Origin of the sequence: Streptomyces sp. NPDC002055, from assembly GCF_040296705.1 — a bacterium.
Lineage (GTDB): Bacteria > Actinomycetota > Actinomycetes > Streptomycetales > Streptomycetaceae > Streptomyces.
The window spans coordinates 66,624-91,399 of record NZ_JBEOXS010000026.1; the positions used below are offsets into that span (position 1 = coordinate 66,624).

Annotated in this window: 19 protein-coding genes; 6 read left to right on the plus strand and 13 right to left on the minus strand. The window is 71.8% G+C overall.

Going from position 1 to position 24,776, the window contains the following annotated elements; all coding sequences use genetic code 11:
• Positions 1–52: 52 nt before the first annotated feature.
• Entirely contained in the window at positions 53–1,762 is a 1,710-nt protein-coding gene (gene guaA / locus ABT112_RS18120) for a glutamine-hydrolyzing GMP synthase (RefSeq protein WP_351510759.1), read from the minus strand.
• A gap of 233 nt (positions 1,763–1,995) precedes the next feature.
• On the opposite strand from guaA, the gene ABT112_RS18125 reads away from it, so the two are divergent.
• Both ABT112_RS18125 and ABT112_RS18130 read left to right on the plus strand, forming a co-directional pair.
• Positions 1,996–2,319 carry a chorismate mutase gene (locus ABT112_RS18125; protein WP_351510690.1) on the plus strand — a complete coding sequence of 108 codons (324 nt, stop codon included), beginning with the start codon at positions 1,996–1,998 and terminating at the stop codon, positions 2,317–2,319.
• A gap of 893 nt (positions 2,320–3,212) precedes the next feature.
• Positions 3,213–4,268, plus strand: a complete 1,056-nt coding sequence (locus tag ABT112_RS18130) for an LAETG motif-containing sortase-dependent surface protein (RefSeq protein ID WP_351510692.1) — start codon at positions 3,213–3,215, stop codon at positions 4,266–4,268.
• A gap of 300 nt (positions 4,269–4,568) precedes the next feature.
• Here ABT112_RS18130 and ABT112_RS18135 read toward each other — a convergent pair whose 3' ends face one another.
• Complete coding sequence (locus ABT112_RS18135; RefSeq protein ID WP_351510694.1) at positions 4,569–6,395, minus strand: GMC oxidoreductase; 1,827 nt, start codon at positions 6,393–6,395, stop codon at positions 4,569–4,571.
• A 94-nt stretch (positions 6,396–6,489) separates the two neighbouring features.
• Positions 6,490–8,118: a succinic semialdehyde dehydrogenase gene (locus tag ABT112_RS18140; protein WP_351510696.1), complete on the minus strand. Its 1,629-nt coding sequence runs from the start codon at positions 8,116–8,118 to the stop codon at positions 6,490–6,492.
• A gap of 378 nt (positions 8,119–8,496) precedes the next feature.
• On the opposite strand from ABT112_RS18140, the gene ABT112_RS18145 reads away from it, so the two are divergent.
• Genes ABT112_RS18145 through ABT112_RS18160 form a run of 4 tightly spaced genes read left to right on the plus strand, consistent with a single transcriptional unit; the run spans position 8,497 to position 12,497 of the window.
• Positions 8,497–10,326: a type IV secretory system conjugative DNA transfer family protein gene (locus ABT112_RS18145; protein ID WP_351510698.1), complete on the plus strand. Its 1,830-nt coding sequence runs from the start codon at positions 8,497–8,499 to the stop codon at positions 10,324–10,326.
• Position 10,327: 1 nt separating this feature from the next.
• Positions 10,328–11,038: a hypothetical protein gene (locus ABT112_RS18150; protein WP_351510700.1), complete on the plus strand. Its 711-nt coding sequence runs from the start codon at positions 10,328–10,330 to the stop codon at positions 11,036–11,038.
• Positions 11,035–11,526 carry a hypothetical protein gene (locus ABT112_RS18155; RefSeq protein ID WP_351510702.1) on the plus strand — a complete coding sequence of 164 codons (492 nt, stop codon included), beginning with the start codon at positions 11,035–11,037 and terminating at the stop codon, positions 11,524–11,526. Before ABT112_RS18150 ends, ABT112_RS18155 begins: the two co-directional genes overlap by 4 nt.
• Positions 11,523–12,497, plus strand: coding sequence for a hypothetical protein (locus tag ABT112_RS18160; protein ID WP_351510704.1), 975 nt, complete (start codon positions 11,523–11,525; stop codon positions 12,495–12,497). Before ABT112_RS18155 ends, ABT112_RS18160 begins: the two co-directional genes overlap by 4 nt.
• 37 nt (positions 12,498–12,534) lie before the next feature.
• On the opposite strand, the gene ABT112_RS18165 is transcribed toward ABT112_RS18160, so the two are convergent.
• From ABT112_RS18165 to ABT112_RS18210, 10 genes are all read right to left on the minus strand, one after another.
• A complete protein-coding gene (locus ABT112_RS18165) occupies positions 12,535–13,278 on the minus strand; it encodes a hypothetical protein (protein WP_351510706.1) in 744 nt (247 codons plus the stop codon).
• Between the two features lie 49 nt (positions 13,279–13,327).
• On the minus strand, positions 13,328–14,479 hold the full coding sequence (locus ABT112_RS18170) for a C40 family peptidase (RefSeq protein WP_351510708.1): 1,152 nt from the start codon (positions 14,477–14,479) through the stop codon (positions 13,328–13,330).
• Entirely contained in the window at positions 14,466–15,299 is an 834-nt protein-coding gene (locus ABT112_RS18175; protein WP_351510710.1) for a hypothetical protein, read from the minus strand. The genes ABT112_RS18170 and ABT112_RS18175 overlap by 14 nt, the downstream gene beginning before the upstream one ends.
• A 98-nt stretch (positions 15,300–15,397) precedes the next feature.
• Entirely contained in the window at positions 15,398–17,539 is a 2,142-nt protein-coding gene (locus tag ABT112_RS18180; RefSeq protein WP_351510712.1) for a TrbL/VirB6 family protein, read from the minus strand.
• Complete coding sequence (locus ABT112_RS18185; protein WP_351510714.1) at positions 17,539–18,090, minus strand: hypothetical protein; 552 nt, start codon at positions 18,088–18,090, stop codon at positions 17,539–17,541. Before ABT112_RS18185 ends, ABT112_RS18180 begins: the two co-directional genes overlap by 1 nt.
• Positions 18,087–20,636, minus strand: a complete 2,550-nt coding sequence (locus ABT112_RS18190; RefSeq protein WP_351510716.1) for an ATP-binding protein — start codon at positions 20,634–20,636, stop codon at positions 18,087–18,089. Before ABT112_RS18190 ends, ABT112_RS18185 begins: the two co-directional genes overlap by 4 nt.
• Entirely contained in the window at positions 20,633–21,226 is a 594-nt protein-coding gene (locus tag ABT112_RS18195) for a hypothetical protein (protein WP_351510718.1), read from the minus strand. Before ABT112_RS18195 ends, ABT112_RS18190 begins: the two co-directional genes overlap by 4 nt.
• Positions 21,226–21,474 carry a hypothetical protein gene (locus ABT112_RS18200; RefSeq protein ID WP_351510721.1) on the minus strand — a complete coding sequence of 83 codons (249 nt, stop codon included), beginning with the start codon at positions 21,472–21,474 and terminating at the stop codon, positions 21,226–21,228. Before ABT112_RS18200 ends, ABT112_RS18195 begins: the two co-directional genes overlap by 1 nt.
• Positions 21,475–21,508: 34 nt before the next feature.
• Positions 21,509–22,372, minus strand: a complete 864-nt coding sequence (locus ABT112_RS18205; RefSeq protein ID WP_351510723.1) for a conjugal transfer protein — start codon at positions 22,370–22,372, stop codon at positions 21,509–21,511.
• Positions 22,373–22,793: 421 nt separating this feature from the next.
• Complete coding sequence (locus ABT112_RS18210; protein ID WP_351510725.1) at positions 22,794–24,482, minus strand: serine/threonine-protein kinase; 1,689 nt, start codon at positions 24,480–24,482, stop codon at positions 22,794–22,796.
• Positions 24,483–24,776 lie beyond the last annotated feature (294 nt).

Consider the following 24,776-nt stretch of genomic DNA (forward strand, 5'->3'; position numbering starts at 1 on the left):
CCACCCAAACGAATGAGCGACGGCGTCGGCGTTGTCGGCTAGCGGGAGGTGGTCACTCCCACTCGATGGTGCCCGGGGGCTTGCTCGTCACGTCGAGGACGACGCGGTTGACCTCGTCGACCTCGTTGGTGATCCGCGTGGAGATCTTCGCCAGCACGTCGTACGGCAGGCGCGACCAGTCGGCCGTCATGGCGTCCTCGGAGGAGACCGGGCGCAGCACGATCGGGTGGCCGTAGGTGCGGCCGTCGCCCTGGACGCCGACCGAGCGCACGTCGGCGAGCAGCACGACGGGGCACTGCCAGATGTCGCGGTCGAGACCGGCCGCCGTCAGCTCCTCGCGGGCGATGGCGTCGGCCTCGCGCAGCAGGTCCAGGCGCTCCTTGGTGACCTCGCCGACGATCCGGATGCCCAGGCCCGGGCCGGGGAACGGCTGCCGCTGGACGATCTCCTCCGGGAGGCCCAGCTCCTGGCCGACCATCCGGACCTCGTCCTTGAAGAGCTTCCGCAGCGGCTCGGTGAGCTGGAACTGCAGGTCCTCGGGGAGGCCGCCCACGTTGTGGTGGGACTTGATGTTGGCGGTGCCGGTGCCGCCGCCGGACTCGACCACATCCGGGTAGAGGGTGCCCTGGACCAGGAACTCCATGGCCTCGCCGTGCGCGCCCGCCTCGGCGACGACCTCCGAGGCCGCCTTCTCGAAGACCCGGATGAACTCCCGGCCGATGATCTTGCGCTTCTCCTCGGGGTCGGAGACCCCCTTGAGCGCGTCGAGGAACTGCTGCTCCGCGTCGACGACCTTCAGCTGCACGCCGGTCGCGGCCACGAAGTCCTTCTCGACCTGCTCGGACTCGCCCTTGCGCATCAGCCCGTGGTCGACGTAGACGCAGGTCAGCTGGGAGCCGATGGCCTTCTGGACGAGGGCGGCGGCGACGGCGGAGTCCACACCGCCGGACAGCGCGCAGAGGGCGCGCTTGGTGCCGATCTGCTCGCGGATCGCCGCGACCGACTCCTCGACCACGTTCTGCGTGGTCCAGTTCGGCTCCAGGCCGGCGCCGCGGTAGAGGAAGTGCTCCAGCAGCTGCTGGCCGTGGGTGGAGTGCAGCACCTCGGGGTGGTACTGGACGCCGTAGAGCTTCCGCTCGTCGTTCTCGATCGCGGCGACCGGCGCACCGTCCGTGGTCGCGGTGACCGTGAAGCCCTCCGGGGCGGCCGAGCAGGCGTCGCCGTGCGACATCCACACCGGCTGCTCGCTCGGGGTGCCCTCGAAGAGGGTGGAGCCGTTGCGGGTGACGTTCAGCGGGGTGCGACCGTACTCGCGGCCGCCGGTGTTGTCGACCGTGCCGCCCAGGGCCAGCGCCATGGCCTGGAAGCCGTAGCAGATGCCGAAGACGGGGACGCCCGCGTCGAAGATCTCCCGGCCCAGGTGCGGCGCACCCTCGGCGTAGACCGAGGACGGGCCGCCGGAGAGGATGATCGCCTTCGGGTTCTTGGCGAGGATCTCCGCCACCGGCATGGTGTGCGGGACGATCTCGCTGTAGACCCGGGCCTCACGCACCCGGCGGGCGATGAGCTGGGCGTACTGCGCGCCGAAGTCGACGACCAGGACCGTGTCCGGTGCGCGGTCGGCGTCGGGGGCGGCGGGAGTTCCCTCCGGCGAAGACGAGGGGCGGGTCGCTGATGGCACTTCGGCGGCCTTCCGGCGGTGTTGTACAGAGGTGGTGCCCCCGAGTCTAACGGGGGTGGGAGGCGCGCCCTCCCGTCTCATCATCCGGGCCCTCCCGGGGGCGGCGGCCGCGGTCGGGCATACTGGCTGCCATGCACCAGCACACGACGTTCGTCTTTACCTATGGCACCGGCCCGTCCGGCTGCCATGGTCGTGCTGCTTGAGCCACTGACAAGCGACTTCCCAGGCGCCCCGGGCCGATACAGGCCCGGGGCGTTCTGTCTTTTCCGGGTCCTGACGGCTCGGGGCGGCGAGCACCCCGAGGAGACACCGATATGAGCACCGTCACCACCACCCCCGCACCGGCTCCCGCGCACGGCCCGGCATCCGCGGACACCGGAGCCGGGACCGGCGCGGCCGCCGCCCTGATCGACGGGGCCCGGGAGCGGATCGACGAGCTCGACGGGCGGATCATCGGCCTCGTCCAGGAGCGGATCGCCGTCTCGGAGGCGATCCAGCAGGCCCGGATGACCTCCGGCGGCCGGCGGGTGAACCTCTCCCGCGAGATGGAGATCCTGAACCACTACAGCGGCCAGCTGGGGAAGCCGGGCACCGCGCTGGCGATGACGCTGCTGGAGCTGTGCCGCGGCCGGGTCTGAGACCGTGCGTTCGGCCCGGCGGGCCCGGAGGCCCCGGCGGTGCGCCGGGGTCCCGCGGCCGGGCTCTCCCGGCCCGGGGCTCCCGGCTCCGGGCTCCTGCTCCTGCTCCGGGTCCCGGGTCCCGGCTCCCGGCTCCCGGCTCCCGGCTCCCGGCTCCCGGCTCCCGGCTCCCGGCTCCCGGCTCCCGGCTCATGATCGAAGGGAGGTCGTACGGCAGCCGTCACAGGTCACCCGTACGGCGCGTGACCGGGCGGGCGGTCCCTTCGTTGAGTCCGGTGTCCGTGCCATCCAGGTGCGGTCAGCGAGAACCACGCGTGGCTCCGCCCCTGTTCGATCGGGCCCGTGGCAACAGGGCGGAATCACCGGAGCGTGTGACGTGCCGAGCGGCTTGGCTCAGGACTGACCCAAGCGGTGTGCGTCGTGGGACCACGCTCCGGTACGTGACCGGACGGCAGGGGACAGCAGCCCGGTCACGGCCTCCAAGGACGGCCGGTTCCCGGGGACGCCCGGGCACCGGCCGCTTCCGTGTGCCAGCCGCTTCCGGGCGCCGACCGATTCCGTGTGCCAGCCGCTTCCGTGTGCCGTCACGCCCTCCCTGCTCTCACTCCGCTCCCACCCCGCCCTCCCCGCGCCGCAGCGCGCACCAAGGCCGACCGCCCGGCTCCCGCACCCCTCCTGGATACGTCGGAGCGGGGGCCCCACGGGCATCGAAGGCACCACCCGGCGATGTGACCCAGATCACTTGAAAGTCGAAGTACCGTCGCACAACCCTTCGGATCCTTTACGGGTCACTTATCTGCACACGCACGGCCCTACCGCGCTCCCCCAACCGCGACGGCCTGCCCATGACGGTGCTGCCACCCATGCAGCACTCCGGACCCCGAAGAGGTCTCATGATGCTCCGCCGCGCCCTGGTGACGGCTGCCGCAACGGCCGCCATCGTTCCCGCCGCCCTGCTCGCCGCCCCCTCCGCGTTCGCGACCGACGGCGGCGAGACCCCGGACCCCGCCGCGTCCACCTCGACCGCGCCGGCTCCGGAGAGCTCCACCTCCACCGCTCCGGCCCCCGAGGGCAGCACCAGCTCCGCGCCCGCTCCCGCGAGCAGCTCGTCGTCGGCCCCGGCGCCCTCCAGCAGCGCGCCGTCCAGCAGCTCCTCCGCCACTACCGGCGCGACGGACAAGCCGAGCGCCACGGCCACCACCGGGACCGAACCCACGGCCGGCTCCACCGACGGCCCGCTGGAGTGCGACGAGAGCGACGAGCCGCAGATCGACGCCGGCCTCGTCACCGGCTTCTCCGGACTGCCCTCGAAGATCGTCGCGGGCAGCGGCTTCCACCGCTTCCGGCTGGACGTCTCCAACGCGTCGGACTCCGCCTACCAGCGCGTCGACCTCGGCGTCTTCGCCGCCCAGATCGACGAGGACACCTGGGGCGTCGGCAGCGGCCACCTGACGCTCCAGTACCGCGACCCCGAGTCCGGTGCCTGGCAGGACATCTCCCTGAACGAGAACGACGAGGGCGCGGGCTACGTCGGCTACACCGACGTGCGGCCGCACGAGTCCTTCTCCGTCGATCTGCGGCTGAGCGTGGACGCGTCCGCTCCGGCCGGCCTGGGCTTCGCGATCAGCATCGGCGCCTACGCCGACGACCGGGGCGAGTGCGTCTACGCCGCGGGCAAGAGCTACTACGAGTTCGACATCCTCGCGGCCGGTTCGAAGCCGGGCGAGATCCCGGGCGCCGAGCCGAAGCCGCAGGGCGGCAGGAAGCCGATCCCGGCCAAGCCCGCCGGGAACACCGCGATCAGCCCGAAGGGCCACCTGGCCGAGACCGGTGCGTCGTCGCTGCTGCCGACGATCGCCACCGTCGGCGGCGTCGCGATGGTCGTCGGCGCGGGCGCCGTCTTCGTGGTGCGCCGCCGCCGGACCGAGGGCCCGGTGAGCGCCGCGTAAGCGGACTCCTCCCGGCCATGCCGGAAGGGGCCGCACCGGAGGGGGGTGCGGCCCCTTCGTCGTTCCGTCGGGTTCGCCGTTCCGTCGGGTTCCTTGATCCCGTCGGAGGGCCCGTCGGGACCGTCATCCCGTCGGAGGGCGGCGAACAGCGGCGCGGGGGCGGCCGGTCACCGCCGCCCGCGGGCCGCTGTGGCCCACGGACCGGCCGGGCGCCCGCTCGGCCGTTGTCGCCCACGGACCGGCAGGGCGCCCGCTCAACCGCCCGCGGCCGGGCCCCGGCTTCCCCGGCCGGGCGTCCGCTCAGGCGTCCGCGGCCGGAGCGGCCTTCTTCGGCGGCACCGCGGGCACCGGCAGCACCGGCAGCCGCAGCGCGCCGAACGCCGCTTCCGGAACGACGGGTGACTTCGGCTCGACGGGCGCCAGCCGCACGTACGCCTCGCCCGGCGCCGGACGGGTGTCCTCCTCGCCCTTGTTGGGCCACAGCGACATCGCCCGCTCGGCCTGGGCCGTGATGGTGAGCGAGGGGTTCACGCCCAGGTTCGCGGAGACCGCCGCACCGTCCACCACATGGATGCCCGGGTGTCCGTACAGCCGGTGGTACGGGTCGATGACCCCGTTCTCCGCGTCCTCCCCGATCGGGCAGCCGCCCAGGAAGTGGGCGGTGAGCGGGGTGCCCATGAGCTCGCCGATGTTGCTGCCGGCGAAGCCGTTGATCTCGTCGGCGAGCAGCCGGGCCGCCTCCGCGCCCTCGGGAATGTGCGACGGGTTGGGGGCGCCGTGGCCCTGCCGGGCCGTCAGCAGCCCCTTGCCCAGGCCCTTCTCCTTGCGGTAGGTGGTCAGCGAGTTGTCCAGGGACTGCATGACCAGGCCGATGATGGTCCGCTCGGACCAGCGGCGGTTGGACAGCGAGCGCACGGTGAGCAGCGGGTGCCGTACGCACTTCCCGGCGTACGCCAGGACGCGCGGCACCCGGCCCCCGTGCGGGACCTGGAGCACCGTGAGCGCGCCCATCGAGTTGGAGCCCTTGCCGTACCGGACGGGCTCGATGTGGGTGTTCTCGTCGGGGTGGATCGACGAGGTGATCGCGACGCCCCGGGTGAAGTCGGTCCTCGGCTCGCCGGTCTTCCGGCGGTAGCGGCGGTCGTCGGTCATCGCGCCGACCACGGCCTCGGAGTTGGTCCGCGTCAGATGGCCGAGCCGCTCCGAGATCCGCGGCAGCAGACCCTTGTCCTGCATGGTGTGCAGCAGGGTCTGGGTGCCGTAGGTGCCGGCGGCGATCACGACCTGGCCGGCGCGCAGGGTGCGGACCCGGGTGCCGCGCTTCCGCTTGCGGTCGGTGGGCACGGTGGACACCAGGTAGCCGCCCTCGCCGTCCTCCCGGACCGCGAGCACGGTGGTCATCGGGTGGACGGTCGCCCCGGCCTTCTCCGCGAGGTACAGGTAGTTCTCGTTGAGGGTGTTCTTCGCGCCGTGCCGGCAGCCGGTCATGCACTCGCCGCACTCGGTACAGGCCCGGCGGGACGGCCCGGCGCCGCCGAAGTACGGGTCCGGGACCTCGGCGCCGGGCTTCCCCGTCGCGGTGCCGGGCTCCTCGCCGCTGACGGCGTCCTTCCCGTCCCCGAAGAAGACCCCGACGGGCGCCATGTGGAAGGTGTCGCCCACGCCCATCCGGTGGGCGGCGGCCTGCAGATGGACGTCGGAGGGGGTGACCGTGGGGTTGAGCCGTACGCCCAGCATGCGCTGCGCCTGGTCGTAGTACGGCTTCAGCTCCTCCTGCCAGTCGGTGATGTGGCCCCACTGCGGGTCGTCGAAGAAGGGCTTCGGCGGGACGTAGAGGGTGTTGGCGTAGTTCAGCGACCCGCCGCCGACCCCGGCGCCTGCCAGGATCATGACATTGTTGAGCAGGTGGATCCGCTGGATCCCGTAGAGGCCCAGCGCCGGGGCCCAGAGGAAGTTCCGGAGGTCCCAGGAGTTCTTGGGGAGTGCCTCGCGGGTGTAGCGGCGGCCGGCCTCCAGGACGCCGACGCGGTATCCCTTCTCGGTGAGCCGGAGGGCGGTGACCGACCCGCCGAAGCCGGAGCCCACGACGATCACGTCGTAGTCGTGGGCGGAGTTCTCCTGTGACACTGGTACCTCCGTTGGAACGTGCAGGTCGGCGCGGGCCCCTCGGAGGGCCTTGCACTGTGCCCGCCCGGGAGGCGCGTCACAGTGCAAGGACCCCTCAGCGGAGGCGGAGAGCCTTCATCACGCGCAGGCTCCGGCTCATGAACGCCGCGTACTGGGCGTCGTCCAGGCCGAAGGACGGCCCCAGCGGAATGAGCCGCTGCTGGGCGACGGTCTGGGCCTCGGTGTACTTGAGGATGCCCTCCGAGCCGTGCCGGCGTCCGAGTCCGGAGTCGCCCATACCGCCCATCGGGGCCTGGACGCTGCCGTACGCGGCGGCGTACAGCTCGTTGACGTTGACGGTGCCGGTGCGCAGCCGCGCGGCAAGGGCCCGCCCGCGCCGGCCGTCCCGGGTCCAGACGCTCGCGTTGAGGCCGTACGGCGTGGCGTTGGCGCGCTCGACGGCGTCGTCCTCGTCGCTGAACCGGTAGACCGACACGACCGGGCCGAACGTCTCCTCGGCGCAGACCGCCATGGGCGCCTCCACCCCGTCGAGGATGGTCGGCTCGTGGAAGAGCGGGCCGACGTCGGGGCGCGGCCGGCCGCCGGCGACGACGGTGGCGCCCTTGGCCACGGCCTCCTCGACGTGCCGGACGACGTTCTCCAGCTGGCGTTCGGAGACCAGCGAGCCCATGTCGGCGCCGTAGGCGAGGGCGGTGCCCAGGCGCATCGCCCTCGTCCGGGCGGCGAACCGCTCCAGGAAGGCGTCGGCCACGGACTCGTGGACGTACAGCCGCTCGATGGAGATGCACAGCTGGCCCGCGGAGGAGAAGCAGCCGCGCACCGCGCCGGCGGCGGCCTTGTCGAGGTCGGCGTCGCTCAGCACCAGCATGGCGTTCTTGCCGCCGAGTTCGAGGGAGCAGCCCACCAGCCGGGCCGCCGCGGCCTGGGCGACCTCGCGCCCGGTGCGGGTGGAGCCGGTGAAGGAGACGTAGTCGGCGTGCCGGACGACGGCGGGGCCGACCACCGGGCCCTCGCCCAGGACGACCTGCCAGACGCCGGCCGGCAGACCCGCCTCGATCAGCAGCTCCCGGGCCCACAGGGCGGTGAGCGCGGTCTCGGTGTCGGGCTTCATGACGACGGCGTTGCCCGCGACGAAGGCGGGGAGCGCGTCACCGACGGACAGTTCGAGGGGGTAGTTCCAGGGGGCGATCTGGCCGACGACACCGCGCGGCTGGCGGAGTTCGGTGACCTTGGTGAGGGTGGGCACCACCCCGGTGTGCCCCTTGGGACGCAGGTAGGCGGAGGCCCTGCGGCCGTAGTGGCGGGCGGCGAGGGCGACCGCCTGCACCTCCTCGTGGGCGTGCAGCCGGGCCTTGCCGGTCTCCAGCTGGATCAGGTCCAGGACCTCGGCCTGGCGCCGGAGCACCAGGTCGTGGAAGCGGAGCAGGACCGCGGCGCGCTGCCGCACGGGCGTCGCCGCCCACGCCTGCTGGGCGGCGCGGGCCGCCTCGTACGCCTCGGCGACCTCCTCGGGCGTGGACTCGGGCAGATCGGCCAGCTTCTCCCCGGTGAACGGGGTGTGGTTGGCGGTCCGGCCGGAGCCGGTGACACCGCGGGTGAGCCGGGCGACCAGATCCGGAGTGACCACGTCGGCCGCGGTACGGGTGCCCGCCGGAGTGGCGAAGACCGGGTTGCCGGGAGGGGTGGGTGCGGTGCCGTGCGTGCTGCCCTGCGAGTCCGTCATGCGGGTGAGCGTATTCCGGGGGGAGGGCTTTGGGTACCCGTCAGTAACTCGTTTTTCGGAGCCGCGGAGCGGCCGGTGGGCGGCCCGCGATCGCACGGAACCGTACGCGCCAGCGAATACTGGCGCGATGCTGCTGGTCAGGGCGTTCCCGGCCGGCGCACCCCGGGCCGGCGGAAGCGGACTCGTTCCGGCCGGGCCCCGGCACGCGTGGTGACCGTCACGGGCCGGGCACCGCCGTACGGGCCGCCCGCCGCCGCGAGAACGGCCGCCCCCTGGCGGACAGGCGGCGCCGGGAACCGGCGGCGGACCGGCTGAATGGCAGCCGCCCAGAGCAGCAAGATCAAGTATCTTGACCGGAACGGGGCGAGGGGGAAAGACGTGGGACGCACACGTGAACTGGGCCGTACGCAGGAGCGGGGCGGTCCCAAGGGCGAGTTGGCGATAGCCAAGGCCGTGGCCGTCATCGTGGCCGCGTTCGTGACCTGGCACCTGGCCGTGTGGGCCACGGCGGACGGTCTGGAACTGCCGGATGTGGCGGCCACGCTCACCGCCCTGGTGCTCCACGAGCCCTTGGCCGGGCTGGGATCCGGCGTCCACCCCGCCTCCACCCCGGTGACCGTCACCGTCTGGGCCGTCTTCCTGCTGGGGCCCGCGCTGCTGCTGTCCCTGGCCGTGCGGAGCCGCAGGACCCGTTCCGGCGCCCGGGCCGGTGAGGGACTCGCCTCGGCCGCGGAGGCCCGGAACGCCCTGGGCGAGCAGCGGGCGCGGGCCGCCGCCGCGCAGACCCGGGCGACGACCTTCGCCCGGTCCGACGGGCGGTACGACGCGCGCGCCGCGGCCCGCGCCGAACTGCGCGAGGTCGGCTGGCAGCTGGGCCGTCAGCTCGGCACGGGTCAGGCGCTGATCGCCACGCCCGAGGACTCGGTCGCCGTCATCGCGCCCTCCGGCGCGGGCAAGTCGCGCACCGTCGTCATCCCCGCCTGCCTGGACACACCCGGCCCCCTGGTCGTCACCTCGACCCGCGCCGATGTCCTCGACGTCATCGCGGAACCCCGGTCCCGGCACGGGAAGGTCTGGGTCTTCGACCCGCTCGACACCGTCGGCTGGCCGGAACGCATGGTGTGGGACCCGGTCGCCGGCTGCGAGGACGGCGAGACCGCAACCTCCCGCGCCCTGTCGTTCTCCGTCGGCATGGGTGCGGACGACGGCTCGTCCACCAACGCCGGCTTCTTCCGGCAGACCGCGTCGTCCGCGCTGACCCGGCTGCTGCACGCCGCCGCCCTCGAGGGCCGGACCATCGAGCACGTGCTGCGGTGGGCCACCAATCTGGAGGACGCGAACGAGCCGCGCGCCGTCCTGACCGACCACCCGGACGCGGAGCCCGGCTGGGACGTCCTGCTGCGGTCCGTCTCCACCGGCGCCGACGAGACGGTCGCCTCCACCCGGCAGACGCTGGCCGCGCAGATCGAACCCCTCGCGCTGCGCAAGGTGCTCCGCTGCGTCACCCCGCAGGAGGGCGTCCCGGCCTTCCGGCCCGACGACTTCGTGGCCTCCTGCGACACTCTCGTCCTGATCAGCGACTCCAACGCCTCCACCAACGTCTCGCCGCTGACCACCATGCTGCTCGGCGAGGTCGTCGACGCGGCGAAGCGGCGGGCGCCCCGGCTGCCGTCCGGCCGGCTCGACCCCTTCCTCCGGCTGGTCCTGGACGAGGTCGCCAACGTCGCGCCGCTTCCCAAGCTCCCCTCGCTCGCCTCCGACGCCCGCGGCTACGGCATCCACCTCGTCTACGCGCTGCAGTCACTCGCCCAGGCGGTCCTCCGGTGGGGGCAGCAGGAGGCGGACACCCTGCTGGACAACGCGGCGGCGACGCTGGTCATGGGCGGACTCAAGGACGTCGAGGCGCTGCGGCGCTTCTCCGAACTCGTCGGCGAGACCGACATCAAGGAGATCTCGACCTCGCGCGAGTCCAACCGGCTCTTCGCCCACACCACGTCGGAGTCGGAGCGGGAACGGCGCATCCTCCGGCCCGAGGAGATCCGCCAGTTGCCCAACGGCCAGGCCCTGCTGCTCTTCCGCGGCGCGCCCGGTGTCATCGCGGAACTCGAACCGTGGGACCGGCGCCGGGACGGTCAGCAGCTACGGGCCGCCGAACAGGCCACCCGGGCCCGCCGGATCGGTTCGGCCGGCCCCGTCGAGAAGGTGTGAGATGACGGAGAACCACTCCCCTGAGACGGGTCCCATGGGGGCCGCGCGCGTCGACCCCGTCCGCACGCTCTCCCGTATCGACCGGCTGGAGCGGGACGCCACGGCCCAGCAGGCCCACCGGGAACAACTGGAACAGCTCGTCAAGAAGTTCGCCCTCCGGGTGAAGAGCGACCAGGGCGATCTGGAGCAGATCCTCGCCGGGGTACTGCGCAGGCTCGAGGCCCTGGAAGCCGGCGGAGGCCCGACGGCGGGCGGGGTTCGGGCGACCGGGGCCCGGCAGGGCTCGACCCCGGGCCCGGGCACCGCGCTCCCCTGGTCCGCCCGCGCGTCCGAGCAGGACTGGCGGGACCTGGCAGCCTGGGTCGACTGGCTCAGCGCGCACTACGCACCGCAGCTCAACCTGCGGATCTGGCCCTGCTGGCCGGCCCACGGCGGCGTCGCGGAGGAACTCGCCGCACTGCGGGCCGCCTGGTGTGCCGCGGCGCAGGCGGACACCCAGTCGGCGGGCACCGGGCCCGACATGGCGTACTGGCACCAGATGTGGCTGTGGCCGACGCTCGAACGGATCCGGCAGCACTACATGTTCAAGAGCTGCGAGAGCGACCACGCCCCGGACCGGCCGGGGAAACCCACCGACCCGGCGGCGCTCGCCACGAGAATCGATGCAGCGAGCACGGCGAACGCCGCGAGCAGGAGGAGCAGCGAGACATGACCGTTCCGTACGAGTACTTCGTGACCATGACGGTGGGCTATGAGCGGGAGCGGCCCGCCGACCTGTGGCGCAGCCGGGGAGACGAGTGGGAGTACCTCTCGCTGCTCGACTGGCAGTGGCACAACATCAAGGACACCAACGTCAAGTACCCGCCCATGCCCGAAAAGCTCCACCCGGTGAGCCCCGAGCGCGCCCAGGAGTTGGAGGCCGACCGGCAGGGCTGGGTCATCTACTGGGCCCACTACGCGGATGAGGCCGACTGGCGGGACGGGGAAAAGCCCACCACGGTCGTACGCCGACGTGAGAGCCCGGAGCGCCGCTACGACGAATCGTTCCAGATCGACGATACCTGGGGGCCGACAACAGTGGTCTTCGAGTACTTCCACTCACGTGCCTCCGACCTCCCGCATCTGGTGGAGATCAACCCCTCCGAAGCCGAACGGCTGGTCCAGGAGATCAGCGGAGTCGCGAGGACCACTGAGCTGTGAGCGACCATTCAGCGGGGGGCTGGCGGGGCGAGGGCGCGGAATCGCATCTCACGCTCACCCCAGAACAGAATCAGGTCGTCGTCGACCGTTGGGAGCAAGCACGGTCGGCTCGCAACCGTCTCGACGGCCTGATGAAGAACATCCAACAGAGTGCGGCCGAGTCCCACGGCAGCCGACTGGAGGGTCTTGAGCACTCACTCAAGACCCTCGGTTCCTTCCAGCGGAAGGCAGCTGCCGGGGTCCGGAATCGCAAGAGTGTCGAATCGACCGCCCGGAAGGTCGAGGACCTCAACCGCTACACGCTGAGCTTCCCGCCCGAGACGTACACGGAGGGAACGAAGCAGACCTACGAGCAACTCCGGGAACAGGGCTACGAACCCATCCCAGGCAAGGAGCAGAACCTCTGGGAAGACCCGGTCTACAAGGGCATCAACACCTCGTGGCAGAACGCGGAGACCCAGGAGAAGTTCGAGCTCCAGTTCCACACCCCCGACAGCTTCCGCATCAAGTCGGAAACGCACGAGCTCTACGAACTGGCCCGTTCGGGTCACTTCGAGGAGATCAGTGATGGCAACCGGGACCTGGCCAAGGAGTACGAGGCAGCCTCCGACATCCTGCAGAACGAGTACTACCAGGACATCGACATTCCGCCGGGTGTGGAGCAGCTCGCCGAGCGCAAGGTCCGCGCAACCCTCGATCCCGGGGTCCGCCCCCACATCGTCGAAGAAGTCCGCACGATGGAAGCGGAGCTCAAGACGGAGAACGCCGCCAAGGCTGAATCCGCCCGACAAGCACCGAGCCCGGAGGTCAGTCCCGACATCAGCGAGGACCTGTCGGAGCTCCTGAGGGACGACGGGCCCAGCCCCCTCGACCGGCTCAAACCAACCGCCCCGGAGCCCACACCGTCCCCGTCACCGGTGGAACTGCCCCAGCAGAGCCTGGGACAGGCCTCCAAGGGCCCCCGCCTCTGAGACGGGTGAGGCTGTGAGGCCTCACCCGTCCCAGCCACTACCTCGCCGCCACCCGCCCGGCGAGGTCCGCCAGGCGCTGTTCGGTGCGCCGGACCATGCGCTGGTCCTTCTCGGTCCGCGCGACCGCCTTCCACATGGCCAGCACCTCGCGTCCGATGTGCACCGCGGTCGCGGGGTCGGCCACTTCCTTCCACGCCGCAAACGCGTTCCGGGCCACCTGAATCGTCGCGTCGTGCGGCGCTGCCGCGGCGACGCGGCGGACGGCGACCTGGACGTGCAGCCAGCTCGCCTGCGGGTGGTCCCGTGCGACGAGCGCCAGGTAGGCCTGCGTGTGCAGGGCGTTGACGGTCTGCGGGTGCTCAGGGCCGTACCGTCGGCCGAGTTCCGCCACCAATTCGGCGGCCTCCCCGACGGCACCGGGCAGGTCGCCGCGGCTCTCGGCCGCGCGGATCCGGTCCCAGTACTGCGCGTACTCCGGTGACGGGGCAGCGATCCACTCCTGGGGAGGGCGGGGCACCGGGTGCGGGCTCTCCACCGCTGCCACCGCGCCGTCGGGACCGACGACCAACGGCCAGAGCGAGCCGTCCGGTTCCTTGGCGTTGACGCGGACCGGACGCCCCAGGAACGCGGCCTTCACCGTCGCCTCGCGCAGCCCGGCCGCGCGCGGATCGCCGCTCGGCGGCACCGGTTCGCCGTCCACGGTGACGGACCCGTCGGTCATCAGCACGATGGTGAGCACGGGGGACGGGGGAACCGTCGAGAGGTCGACAGCAGCGGGCATCCGATTCTCAACTCCTTGCCGGCCCGGGCCGGATCGCACCCACCCGGCTTCACCCGGCGTGCGGATAGTAGGGCGGCGACCAGCCGAGATACGTGGCCCCCCACACCGACTCGATGTCCGTGGCATCGACGATATCGATGTGTCCCGGTCGTTTGATGTCGTTGCTGGCGATCCTGCCGTCACCAATATAGATCGCGACGTGACCTGCCCGGCTTCCGGTGTCCCAGAACATCAGCGCCCCGGGCGGCGGTTTGCGGTCGCGGTCGTGCCGCATGTCCTTGGGCATTTCCTTCCGGTACAGGTCCACCGCGTACCCGGTGCCCGAGAAGTTCCATCCGTAGGCGCGGGCGGTGAAGGCCAGGCACAGCCGCTGCCACTCGGCGTGACCGCCGACCTCCTTCCTGGCCCAGGCGATGGCGTCCTTGGTGGACCGCCGGTTGCGCACCTTGTCGGGCCAGGACGCGTCGCCGTCGTGGAACGGCTCCCCCGGCTTTCCGGGCTTCTCGCCGCCGCTGTCCTCGCAGCCGGAGGCGGTGTCCTCGTCTTCGGCGGCGTCCCCGCCACCGGCGTCCCCGCCACCGGCGCTGCCGGCCCGCGCCAGATCGATTCCCGCCTTCTCCGCGATGCGGCGGGCCTCCTTCTCGTGCGGCGCGTAGAGATCGGGGTAGGCCGAGGCCTGGACCTTCTGGGCCGCCACGCCGAGCGGCAGACGCTGCCAGTTCTTGATGTCCACCAGGCCGCGCGGGCGTCCCTGACCACGCCCGCCGTAGAAGGCGTTCGCAGCGTACTCGGGCTTGAGGAGTTCCGCCTTCTTGCCCCAGTTCGCCGACGGGCGCTGCTGGAAGAGGCCCACCGAGTCACGGTCGCCATAGTTGAGGTTCCGCATCCCGGACTCCTGGAGCGTCGTCATCAGCGCGATGAGCGTGGCCCGGCCCGGGAGTTTGCGCCGTGCGGCGACCTTGTCGATGATCTTCGCGTTCTCCACCTGCTCCTTCGAGCCGGCGGGGCCGGTCGGCACCTCGACGTCGTCGGTCTGCCCGGCGCAGTCGCCATCGGATGCCTCGGCGTCCCCCGGTCCGGCGAAACTTCCGAGCATCAGCAGCATCGCCAGAAAGATCACAGCGCCCACGACACCGAACTTCAGCCCCGCCGCACGGCCCGCGAGACCGCCGGCGAGCTGGACCGCGTTACGTCCCTTCACCGGGCCGCACCAGGTCGAGGATGCGGGAGACGACCCAGCCGTGATCCCGGTAGAGCATCTCCAGGTGCAGTTCGCGGGTCTGGATCGTGGTTTTCTCGGCCTTCACCGCGATCCGGCTGGTGGCCGCCCGGTAGACCCGGGCCTTGGGAATGTCGCCCGGCAGGTCGGTACCGGCCTTCTCCACCGTCACGTGCTTGACGGTGGCCACGCCCCCGAGGATGACCAGCTTCGTGTAGGCGGGGTCCGGGTGCTCGATGAGGTTGTCCCGGAGCGCACTCGTCATCCAGGGAGAGGCACGGCGGACGGATGCCTCGTGGCCCTGGTCCTCGACCGGGTCCCGGGTGAGGAACGCCTTGAGGTACGCCTCGGCAACGCGGTCGGGGTTCTGCCGGTCCACTGCCTCCGTGGACGACTGGGAGGCGCTCGGGGTGGGTGAGTCCGGCGCCCCGTCGGGACCGTCGTCCGCGGGGGCGGGCGGCTTGGGTGCCCCTCCGGTGCTCACCGTCGTCCGGTCGTCGGAGCCGACTCCGGGGAAGACCTGCGAGGCCAGTCCGCCGACCACCAGCAGCGCGACGACGATGACGATGATGCCGCCGGGCGTCGCGGGCTCGCGCTCACGGAGGTCTCGGACGTACTGCCGCCGCGCCTCCCGGTCAGCGGCCCGCCATCCCTTGCGGGCGACCTTGCGTTCCTTGCGGCCGCTGTCGGGCCCGGCCAGGTCCTCGGGGTAGTCGTACTGCGCCTTCAGCAGCTCGCGCCAGTCCTCCGGGGTGGACGGCTTCGGTTTCGCGTGGTCGGGTTCGCGGGGATCCGCGGGCATGGCTTCTCCATCGTCGAACCGTCATGGACGGGCGTGGGAGGGGATGGCACCGGCGGCAGCGTCGGGCGCTGCCGCCGGCGGTGGGCTGTGCGGCTCGGTCAGCCGTCGTCCCGCTGCGGGCCGCCGGAGCCCGGGCGGTGCCGGCCACCGGAGTCCGGGCGGGGCCGTTGGACCGGCCGGCTCGGCGGGGGCGCCTGCCGGCTCTGCGGCGGTCGGTGCGGCACGACGGGCCGGAACGGGGCGTCGTACGGCCTGCGCCGGGCCGTGTTGCTCCGCGCGGTGTCCCCGGCCTTCCCGGCGGCCTTCGCAGGGCTGCCGGGGCCGGTGGCGCCCGGCTTGTTCTTCGTCCGCTCCGCGGACCGGTGCAGCCTGGCGTTCGGCTGGATGACGCTGACCGGCACCGACTTGCGGCTCGGCGGACGCACCGGGGAGGCTCCCCGCTCGCCCTGCCGGTACGACCGGCCGCGGCCGTCGCCCTTCGCCGGGCCGCCCAGGCGCTCCGCGGCCACCTGGCCGCGGTTCCGCCCGAGCTGTGCCTGCCGCTGGTTCCCGGCGGCGAGCGGCGGCGGGGCGCTGCCCGGAGGCGGCAGGGGCTTGTTCGGCCCGCCGGGCAGTCCGCCGACCCTGCCCGGACCGGACGACCCGCCCGCCGTCGTCCCGCCGCGTTCCCGGGCCAGCGTGTCCCACCGGTCGTTGGCCATCCGGCCCACGTTGCGCTTGACGTTGCCGCCGATGGTCCGGGCCCGCTGGGCCACTCCGCCGACGGCCTTGGCGGCCAGCAGCCCGCCGATCGCAGCCTCCGGCCCGGCGGCGCTCATCGAGCCGACGATGGTCTCCACCATCCGGCGGAACTTGAACGCGACCAGACCGGCGGTGATGGAGAGTCCGGAGGCGACGAACCAGCCGAGGTCACCGGCCGCCTGGGTGCACACCGTGGTGATGATCAGGAGGCAGGCGAGGACCAGGGTGACGACGAAGGACTGGAGCACCATGCCGAGCAGGGCGTCGAACCACTTGACGCCCCATTGCCGGGGCTTGCCGGGGATCACCCAGAGACAGGCGAAGATCACCCCGGCGATGAGCAGCATGAGCGCCCCGAGGAGCGAGGCGATGGAGGCGAAGGCGAGGGTGAGGACGAGGACCGCGTAGATGAGGATCGAGATCATCGACAGCAGCAGGACGCCGAACCGCCCCTCGGGGATGTGGCCCTGCCGCCAGTCGACGGACTTGCTGCCGGCGAACTCATCAGTGTCGTCATCGTCATTCATGTGTTTCGAGAGATAGTTCGCTCGGTCTTCGCCAGACTTCTTGAGCGTTTCCTCCCCCACGTACTGGCACCATTCGATGCTGCCGAAGTCGGCGAGACACCAGGGGTAGACCACATAGGTCCGCCAGACGGCGTCGCCGGCCTTGCGCATCATGGCGACCCGTTTGGGCTGCTGCTCGCTGAGTTTGTCGCAGCGTGCCTGCGTGGCCTCGCGCGCGGCCTTGTCCTTGGCGTGCTTCACCTCCTTCTGGCATTTCACGAGAGCGGTGCAGAAGTCGCTGGTGTCGTCGTCCTTGCAGCGGGGCACGGCGTCGAAGTTCGGCGGGCGATCCATCTTGATGGGGGTGTTCCCGGGATCGCCGATGCCCGCGCTGGCGACACTGAAGGTGACGTCATTGCCGATGTTGCGGACCGAGTTGATGCCGTCCACCCAGGCGCCCGGGCTGGTCAGCAGCGAAATCGCCAGAACACCGGAGGCGAAGAGCCAGCCGATCTGCGACAGCGCGGAGCCGTTGGCCCGTTTGTTGTTGCCATAGGCGACCAGAGCGCCGATGACCAGCGCCGCGGGCAGCAGGGTGGGCACCAGGGCCCCGGCCGCCCCGCCCACGGCCTTGGTGATCGGCGCGTTGAGTTCCGGGACGGACGCGCCCAGCAGGGCCCACTGGGTGATGACCACACAGGCTCGTCCGATGAGCACGATCGCCGCCATCAGCAGCGAGTTGATCCCGCCGAGGAACTTGTCGATCAGGTCCCAGTCACCGAACTCGTTGTCCAGCTTCCAGGCGCTGGCGTCCGGATACGCCTCGAAGAGGGTCTTGCCGGAGCCCGGGGGCGGAACGGCCTCGGGAATCAGCCCGCCCAGACCGGTCGGATCCATCTCCCCCGGAGGGCCGGCGGCGTAGGCGGCGTTGCTCAGCACCACGAGCGTCACGAACGCGCCGACGACCGGAATGGCCAGCGTGCGCTTCCTCATCAATTGCTGCCCTGGAGGAGACGGGTGACCGAGGCATCGTCGGTGGAGGTCCTGTCGTAGAGACGCTCCTGCTGGTCGACCTTGTACGACTCGTCCTTCTGCTTCACCAGCCGCAGAACCAGGCCAGTGGTACGTGTTTCCCCGGAGGACTCGTCATACCGCTGCCTCGAGATCCATATGCCCACGCCTGCGTCGTGCTCCGGGGTCTCCGGTACCTCGACCGGCTTGCCGGTCCGGTACTCGTGATCGGGCGCCTTGCGCTTGCCGCCCCCGATCGAACCACGAGCCTTCACGCAATTACGGGCAGAAGTTCGCGGAAGGGTGTCATCGGAGTCCGTGTAGGACTTGATCTCGCTCCGTTGCGCAGTCGCCGTCATCAGCCCGCAGTACGTCTTCCAGTCCCGAGCTGCGTACGCCTTATAGAAACTCCGCGCGATCTCCTCCGGCTTGGCCTTCGCCTCCCCCTCCTCGGAGGAGGAGCATCCGGTGAGAGTCGCGGCCGCCGTTGCCACGACGAGCGTGCTCGCCAGCATGGTCCGTACACGCATCACGCCATCGCCTCCTGTGCGAGTCCTTCGCGAGGGTTGTCCGGCTCGGCCGCGAACCGGCCGATCGTCGGGGTGGTGCTGAGCAGTTCCAGCAGTTCGATGCTGGGAATGTCGAACTGCGTCGTGGCGCAGGCGAACCGCCGGTCGCGGGTGATGCAGTGGCCGTGCCGGATCTCCCCGTCGGCCTGCACACCGATCGCCTGGATGAGCCGGCGCGTGTGCTCGCCGTCCGGCAGGCCGAGCAGGGCGGCCAGCGCGTCCTGCTGCTGCGGCGTGGTGAGCTGGAAGCCGAAGACCGTGGTCAGCTGCTCCACGAGACCGGTCAGGCCGGCCAGGCTCTCCGGGTCCTGGGTATCGACGACCAGCGCCGTCGACAGAGCACGGCCCACCCGCGCGATGTACTGGAGGAACGCACTGCCCTCGCGGGTGGCCGTGAGGACGTGGACCTCCGGCACCGCCACGACCTTGCGCATCCCCCGGAGGTCCTTGCGGCCCGCCGTCGTGACCGCGTAGGCGATCATCGAGTGCATCAGGGCAACCGAGAGCCGCTGGGTGACGTTCCAGTCCTCGCGGTCGCTGTCGGAGTCCGGCAGCGAGAGCCCCGGCATCTGGACGACCCACAGTCCGGGCTTCGGCGAGAGCATGGCCTCGCCGGACGGCCGGCCCATGAACGGGGCGCCGACACCGGTCAGGGACAGCTCGTAGAGCGCCTCGCCGGCCTCCCGGGCCAGCGGGTCGTCGCTGTTCCGCAGCCGCTCGACGACCTTCCAGGTGGCCGGCTGCCCGTCCGCGATGACCTGGTTGACCGCCTTCTGGATCGGCGTCTCCGCGCCCCGCACCCGCAGATGCGACGGCAGCGCGATACCGAGCTGCGCCGGAACCTCGATCTGGGCCCGCTCGTCCTCCTCCAGCATCCGGAAGAGGTCGGCGACGCCCGCATAGTGGGTGCCCGTCTGCACCAGCTGCGCATCGAGGCCGTACGCCTGCGCCGCGTTGACCAGCCCGCCCAGGTCGCCCTTGAAGTCCAGGGCGAGCACGAACGCCTCGCGGAACCCGGCGTCCAGCAGGCTCAGCATCATGCCCGTGGTCTTGCCGCGCCCGGACCGGCCGATGAACGCCGAGGTCGTCGCGTCGCCGCGTTCGCTGCCCGCGGTCACGTCGTTGCGCATGACACCGGGCGTGGAGCCGGTGAGGTAGCCGACGATCGGGCCGGTGTCGTCGCCGACCTGGGCGCCGCCCCAGAACCACGAACCCGCGAAGGCGTCGACGGTCCGGGTGTGTCCCAGATCCGCGACGCGCAGCTGGTCGCCCGGCTGGGTCTCCAGCCACAGTTCGCGCTGCTCGTCGGAGCCCACCACGACCTCGATGCCGATGCCGCCGTAGTGGCTGATGACGGCATCGACCTTGGCGCGCAGGTCGTCGAGGCCGGCCTCGCTGGTGACCACGATCCGCGGGTGGTCCTCGATCAGCGTCACGTCGTCCCGCTTCATGTCGCGGGACAGGTCGGCCATGACCTGCTCGGTCTCCTCGATCTCCCGCCCCGCCTCACCGGCGGAGTGCTTGGCGGCGGACTGCCGCTGCTCCTTCGCCAGTCGGCGGGCCTCATCGATCGCCTTCAGCGCGTCCCGCTTGTGCATGACCTCGAAACGGACGGACACCTCCGGGTTCACCGGCACGACGGGGATCTGCCCACCGCCGTCCAGGTCGTCCTGTTCGGGGATGTAGGTGATCTCCGAGACCGCACGCAACCACTCGCCGCTGCCGGGGGTCTCCATCTCCTCCGGGAAGCCCGTCATGGCGAGCACCGACACCCAGGCGGTGACCTGCCCGCGCGGGTCCACGATCCGGAGGTGGTCCGGATACGGCAGCACCCGTCCCTGGGTGAGCTGCGCAAGCTTGGCGCCGGTGACGGCACCGTCGCCGTTGGCGGCCGGCAGCACCGCGCTGCGGTGCTGCTCCCGGGCGATCATCCAGGCCAGCATCTCCACGGTGGCGGGCTGGGCACGCCACGGCGTGCTCTCCAGCTGACGCCCCAGCCGTCGGGTGAGGGCGTCGAACCGGGCGAGTTCCTTGTACGACACCTGGCGAGTGCCGAGCCCCAGGGCCTCCTGGAAGCCGGCACGGCTCTTGGCCTTGGTCTGATTGTTGCGCTCCGCCATGCGCACACCCAGCAGCAGATGCCGGCTGGGCAGATCCAGCATGTCGAGCCGGTCGACCCGCAGCTGGGCCCAGGAGCGGTACTGCCCGGCAGAGAACAGCTGCTCGGTCTCCTGGAGGTACTCCTCGGCATTGAGCGGGGACCACAGCACCTTCAGATGGCAGTCGAAGCCCGCCAGGGTGCGTGCGAGAACCGAGGCGATGACGTCCTGTTCGGCATCGCGCGTGCCCTCCGCCATGAGGTCGGTGTTCGAGCCGGAGAGGACGAACCACGCCTCGGCGGCCGTGTCGGTGATGATCAGGCCGTCCGCCACGGCCTCGTACCGCGGGGGCGGGAGGGCCCGTTCGGTGCCGAGGCCCAGAAACCGTCCGATGCTCTTGCCGATCTTCACCGACGTCCCTTCCTCGTTGACGCAGCCGCCGAGGACTGCTTCTTGTCCAGACCGGCGCGGCGGCGGGCCCGCCACACCCGCTCAGGCCCGTGGAGGCGGGCGCGGGCGGCGAGACGGACGGGCGAACCGGCGGACACGGCCCGGTCCGTGCCGCTCGTCAGAAAACGTTCCAGCCCGCCGAAGCCGGGCAGGTCGAGGATCTGGTCCACCCGCTCGCCCCAGCGGTCCCGCACCGGGATCCACTCGTCTCGGCCCGCGGCCCGGCGGCCGCCGTTGATGACCGGCCGGTGGCCCACGGCGACATAGCGGATCGCGAGCGCCCAGCTCGTCAGATTGCGGCGCCGGTCGACCCGCCGGCTGCGCTGTGCGCCGAGCACCGCGGTCACCAGCGGCGGCAGCATGTAGAGCGAGAACGTGTACTGGGAGGGCGCTCCGAAGAGCATCAGGAGGCCGCCGCACCAGCCCACGAGCAGGAGCACGCCCAGGACGAGGGTGCGCCGCGGCACTCCCTCGCCGAGGTCGAGGCCCATGAGTTCGTGCTGACGGGTCTCCAGATCGAAGTGCCGCGTAAAGGTGTACCCCTTACGCATCAGGTGCCTGCGACCTTGTTCCAGATTCCCTTGAACAGGTCGACGGCCACATTGGGCGCGTAGACGATTCCCGCGATGACCACGGCGGCCATCAGGTGACCTATGAGTTCGCCCCATTCGCGCTTGGCGTAGTAGCCGATTCCACGGACCGCGAGAATGACGATGAAGACGTTTCCGGCGATCAGCAGGATCCACTTCTTGAGATCCGAACCGTCGGTGAGCTCTGCCGCAAGCTGCAGCGTATGCATGATGTCCTGCCTCTTTCGAGAATGTTCCGGAGAATCAGTTGCCGCCGCCGTGCAGGCCGGAGACCTGCCAGCGTTCGGCCTGCGCCGAGGCGACACGGGTGATGACGACCCGGTACGTCTGTTCCACCGCACCGCCGGAGGTGTCCCAGCGAACAACGGCGGTGCCGGTGCGGTCACTGCCCTTTCCGGCGTCGACGCTCCAGTCGTCCAGCCCGCCCAGGGCGATGCCGGCCGGGAGGGCCGGAATCTTCGCCCCGGGAGCGGCGACCGTGGAGGTGTCACCCGCCGCGTACTCCTTGAAGAACTGGGTGAGGACGCCCTTGGTCCGCTGCAACATGGCCGCGTCGACCGGGGGCGGATCGCTCTCCGGGACGTGGGCCGGTGGGGCCGTCGGACCGACCAGGCCGGGCTCGCCGCTGACGACGACGCGTTCACCGACCCGGACGACGGGGACGTCCAGCCCCAGCCAGCCGCCCTTCCCGCCGTTCTTCCCGGTGCCGGGCAGGATGTGGGCCTCGACATGGACCCGGGCGCGGCCCTTTCCGGTCACGGCCACCTGGCCCGAGTGGACCTCGTCGACCTCCTGCTTCCCCTTGCCGTCCCATCCCATCGCCGGGTCGCCCGCCGAGGCGACGTCGAGCGCGAGGGCCTTCTCCCGGTCGCCCGGGTTCTCCTCGTCCCAGGTCAGATAGGCGCGGGTGAAGCGCGCGGCCACCGCCTGGGCTGTGTCGACGGGGTAGACGGGCCCGGCCTTCACGACGGGCGGCGGGCCCTGGACCGGCTTCGACGGGAAGAACCAGGAGCGCACGCCCGTCACCGCTGCGAGGGCGACGACCGTCCAGAGGAGCCCTCGGCCGAAACGGCGGGCGAAGAGCGTCCCGCTCTTCTCGTCCTGCACATTCCACGGCGTGCCGGCCGCCCCCGGGCCTTTCCTTTGCCGGCCCCCGGTGCCGGAGGAATCCGGCGCGGACGGCTGGGCAGCGGGCGCCGAGTTGTTGGCGGAAGCGACCCGCTCCGCGGCGGCCACCCAGGGATTGTCGACCTGCGGTGCATTCGGTGCGGGCGTCGGCGTGACGCCGGGCGCCGCATTTTGTGGTTCCATCCCGTTTACTGCCGATTTGTCGCCTTGCGGATCCGGCAGATTCAAAACAAGGCGCAACGCCTTGGGCACGCTCATCGATCCTGTCCCCCGATGTCCCCGTCATCGCATGAGTGCGGAGGCGATCATTCACGATCAAGGGACGGCTCGCAAGTTTGTATGACTCACTCCGTGGCACCCTTCGTACGCTCCGTCACAGGACGGTCGCGCCGACGCCGGACTACGAGCCGGTCCGGCGGAAGGTGTCCAGTGCGGTGTCGAAGTGGCGTCGCGCCCGGGCCCGTTCGGCGACCGGAGCCGTCATCGACACCTCGTACCTGCGGCCTCCCTCGTCCCAGGTGAGGTCGTAGGTGCACCGGGGACCGCTCCCGGCCGCCCCGTCCCAGGTGAACTCCCGGCGCGCGGCTCGCCGTCCGTGGAACGAGGCCCCGTCGACCCGGGCTTCACGGTATCCCCGGTAGCGCTCCGGCCCCTCGTCGTTCGCCCTGCGCAGCGCGGCCAGCGGGTCGTCCGCCCCGGTTTCCCCGATGCGGACCCCGAGCCGGAGGACCGCGCCGGGCGAGGAGTAGAGGACCCGTGGGGGATCGAGGGAGCGGGTGAAGCCCGCGGGAACCGCCATCCGGAACCCCGCGGGATCGAAGACCGTGCGGTAGCCCTTCGGCGCCGCCGTCGAGGAGCCGGACGGGCCGGCTGTCCCGGGGGCGCCGGTCTCCCTGGGGCCGGTCGTCTCTGTGGCCGTCGAGGTCACGGTCACCACGGGGGACGGGCTCCGCCCGGACACGGACGGCCGCCCGCCCGGACCGCCCTTTCCGCCGTCCCGGCTCGAGGTGGCCGAAGGCCCCACACTGGTGCCCCCTCCGGGCACCTCGTCCACGAGCATCGCCACAGCGGCCACCCCGGCCCCGAGCGCCGCCGCGACGAGCAGCGCCGCCGCCACGGTCGTACGGGCGCGCGTCGCGCCCGAGCCCGGAGGCCCGCCGGCGGGACCGGACACCGTAGCCGTGGTGTCCCCCGACGGCTCCGCCGCACCCCGCCACGCCCGGAAAGCGGAAGGGGACGGCTCCGGCATCCGGCCCGTGCGCAGGTACTCCGCGAGCAGCGGCTCGGCGGTGGCCGCGTCCAGTCGGCGGTCCGGGTCGCGCTCCAGCAGGCCCCGGACGACCGGCATCAGCGGCGCCGCGGCGTCCGGCGGGCGGATCACGTCGGAGACGACGGCGTGCAGCACGCCGCCCAGCGAGTCGCGGTGGAAGAGGGACCGGCCGCTCAGCGCGGCGCAGAGCAGCACCCCGAGCGACCAGAGGTCCGACTCCGGGCCGGTCCGGTTGCCGGACATCCGCTCCGGCGCGGTGTACTCGGGCGAGCCGACGAACGAGCCCGTCTCGGTGATGGTCGTGCCCCCGCTCACCTGGGCGATGCCGAAGTCGGTGAGCACCACGCGCCCGCTGCCCGTCTCCATCAGGACGTTGGCCGGCTTGACGTCCCGGTGCAGGACGCCGTGGGCGTGGGCCGCGCGCAGGGCGCCCAGCAGGGCGAGCGCGATCCGCGCCGCTTCACGGGGCGGCACCGGCCCGTCGGCGGCGAGCTGGTCGCTCAGCGAACGGCCGTCGACCAACTCCATGACGATCCACGGCCGTTCGTCCTGCTCGACCACGTCGTGGACGACGATGACATGGGGGTGCTGCAGCTGCGCCACGGTCCGCGCCTCGCGCAGGGTCCGCTCCCGCCGCAGCCGGGCCTCCGATTCCGGCAGCCCGTCGTCCCGGTATAACTCCTTCACGGCGACCTGGCGGCCCAGGAGTTGGTCGGTGGCCCGCCACACGACGCCCATTCCGCCGCGCCCCAGCCGTGCGCCCAGCCGGTACCGACCGGCGAGCAGCCGTCCGCTCTCGCCACCGCCGTAGCTCACCATGAGGCCCATCCTGCCCCACCGGTGTCCCCGCCGGGACAGGGCCATCGGGGTGGACTTCCCTGGATGTGCGGCGTGTTGCCCGGCTCGTCGGCTTGACACGGGGTTCGTCCGGGGCGAGGCGGAGCGCGGCGGGCGCGCGTGCTGCGGAGCTCGGGCTACGGAGTGCGCGGGCGCGGGCCGACGGGCGCGAGCCCGGAGTGCGCGGCCCGAAGCGGCGGTTACGGCAGCCAAGGTTCCGGCAGCCAAGGTTCCGGCACGGCTCCGGCAGCGAAGCTTCCGGCGGAGACGGTTTCC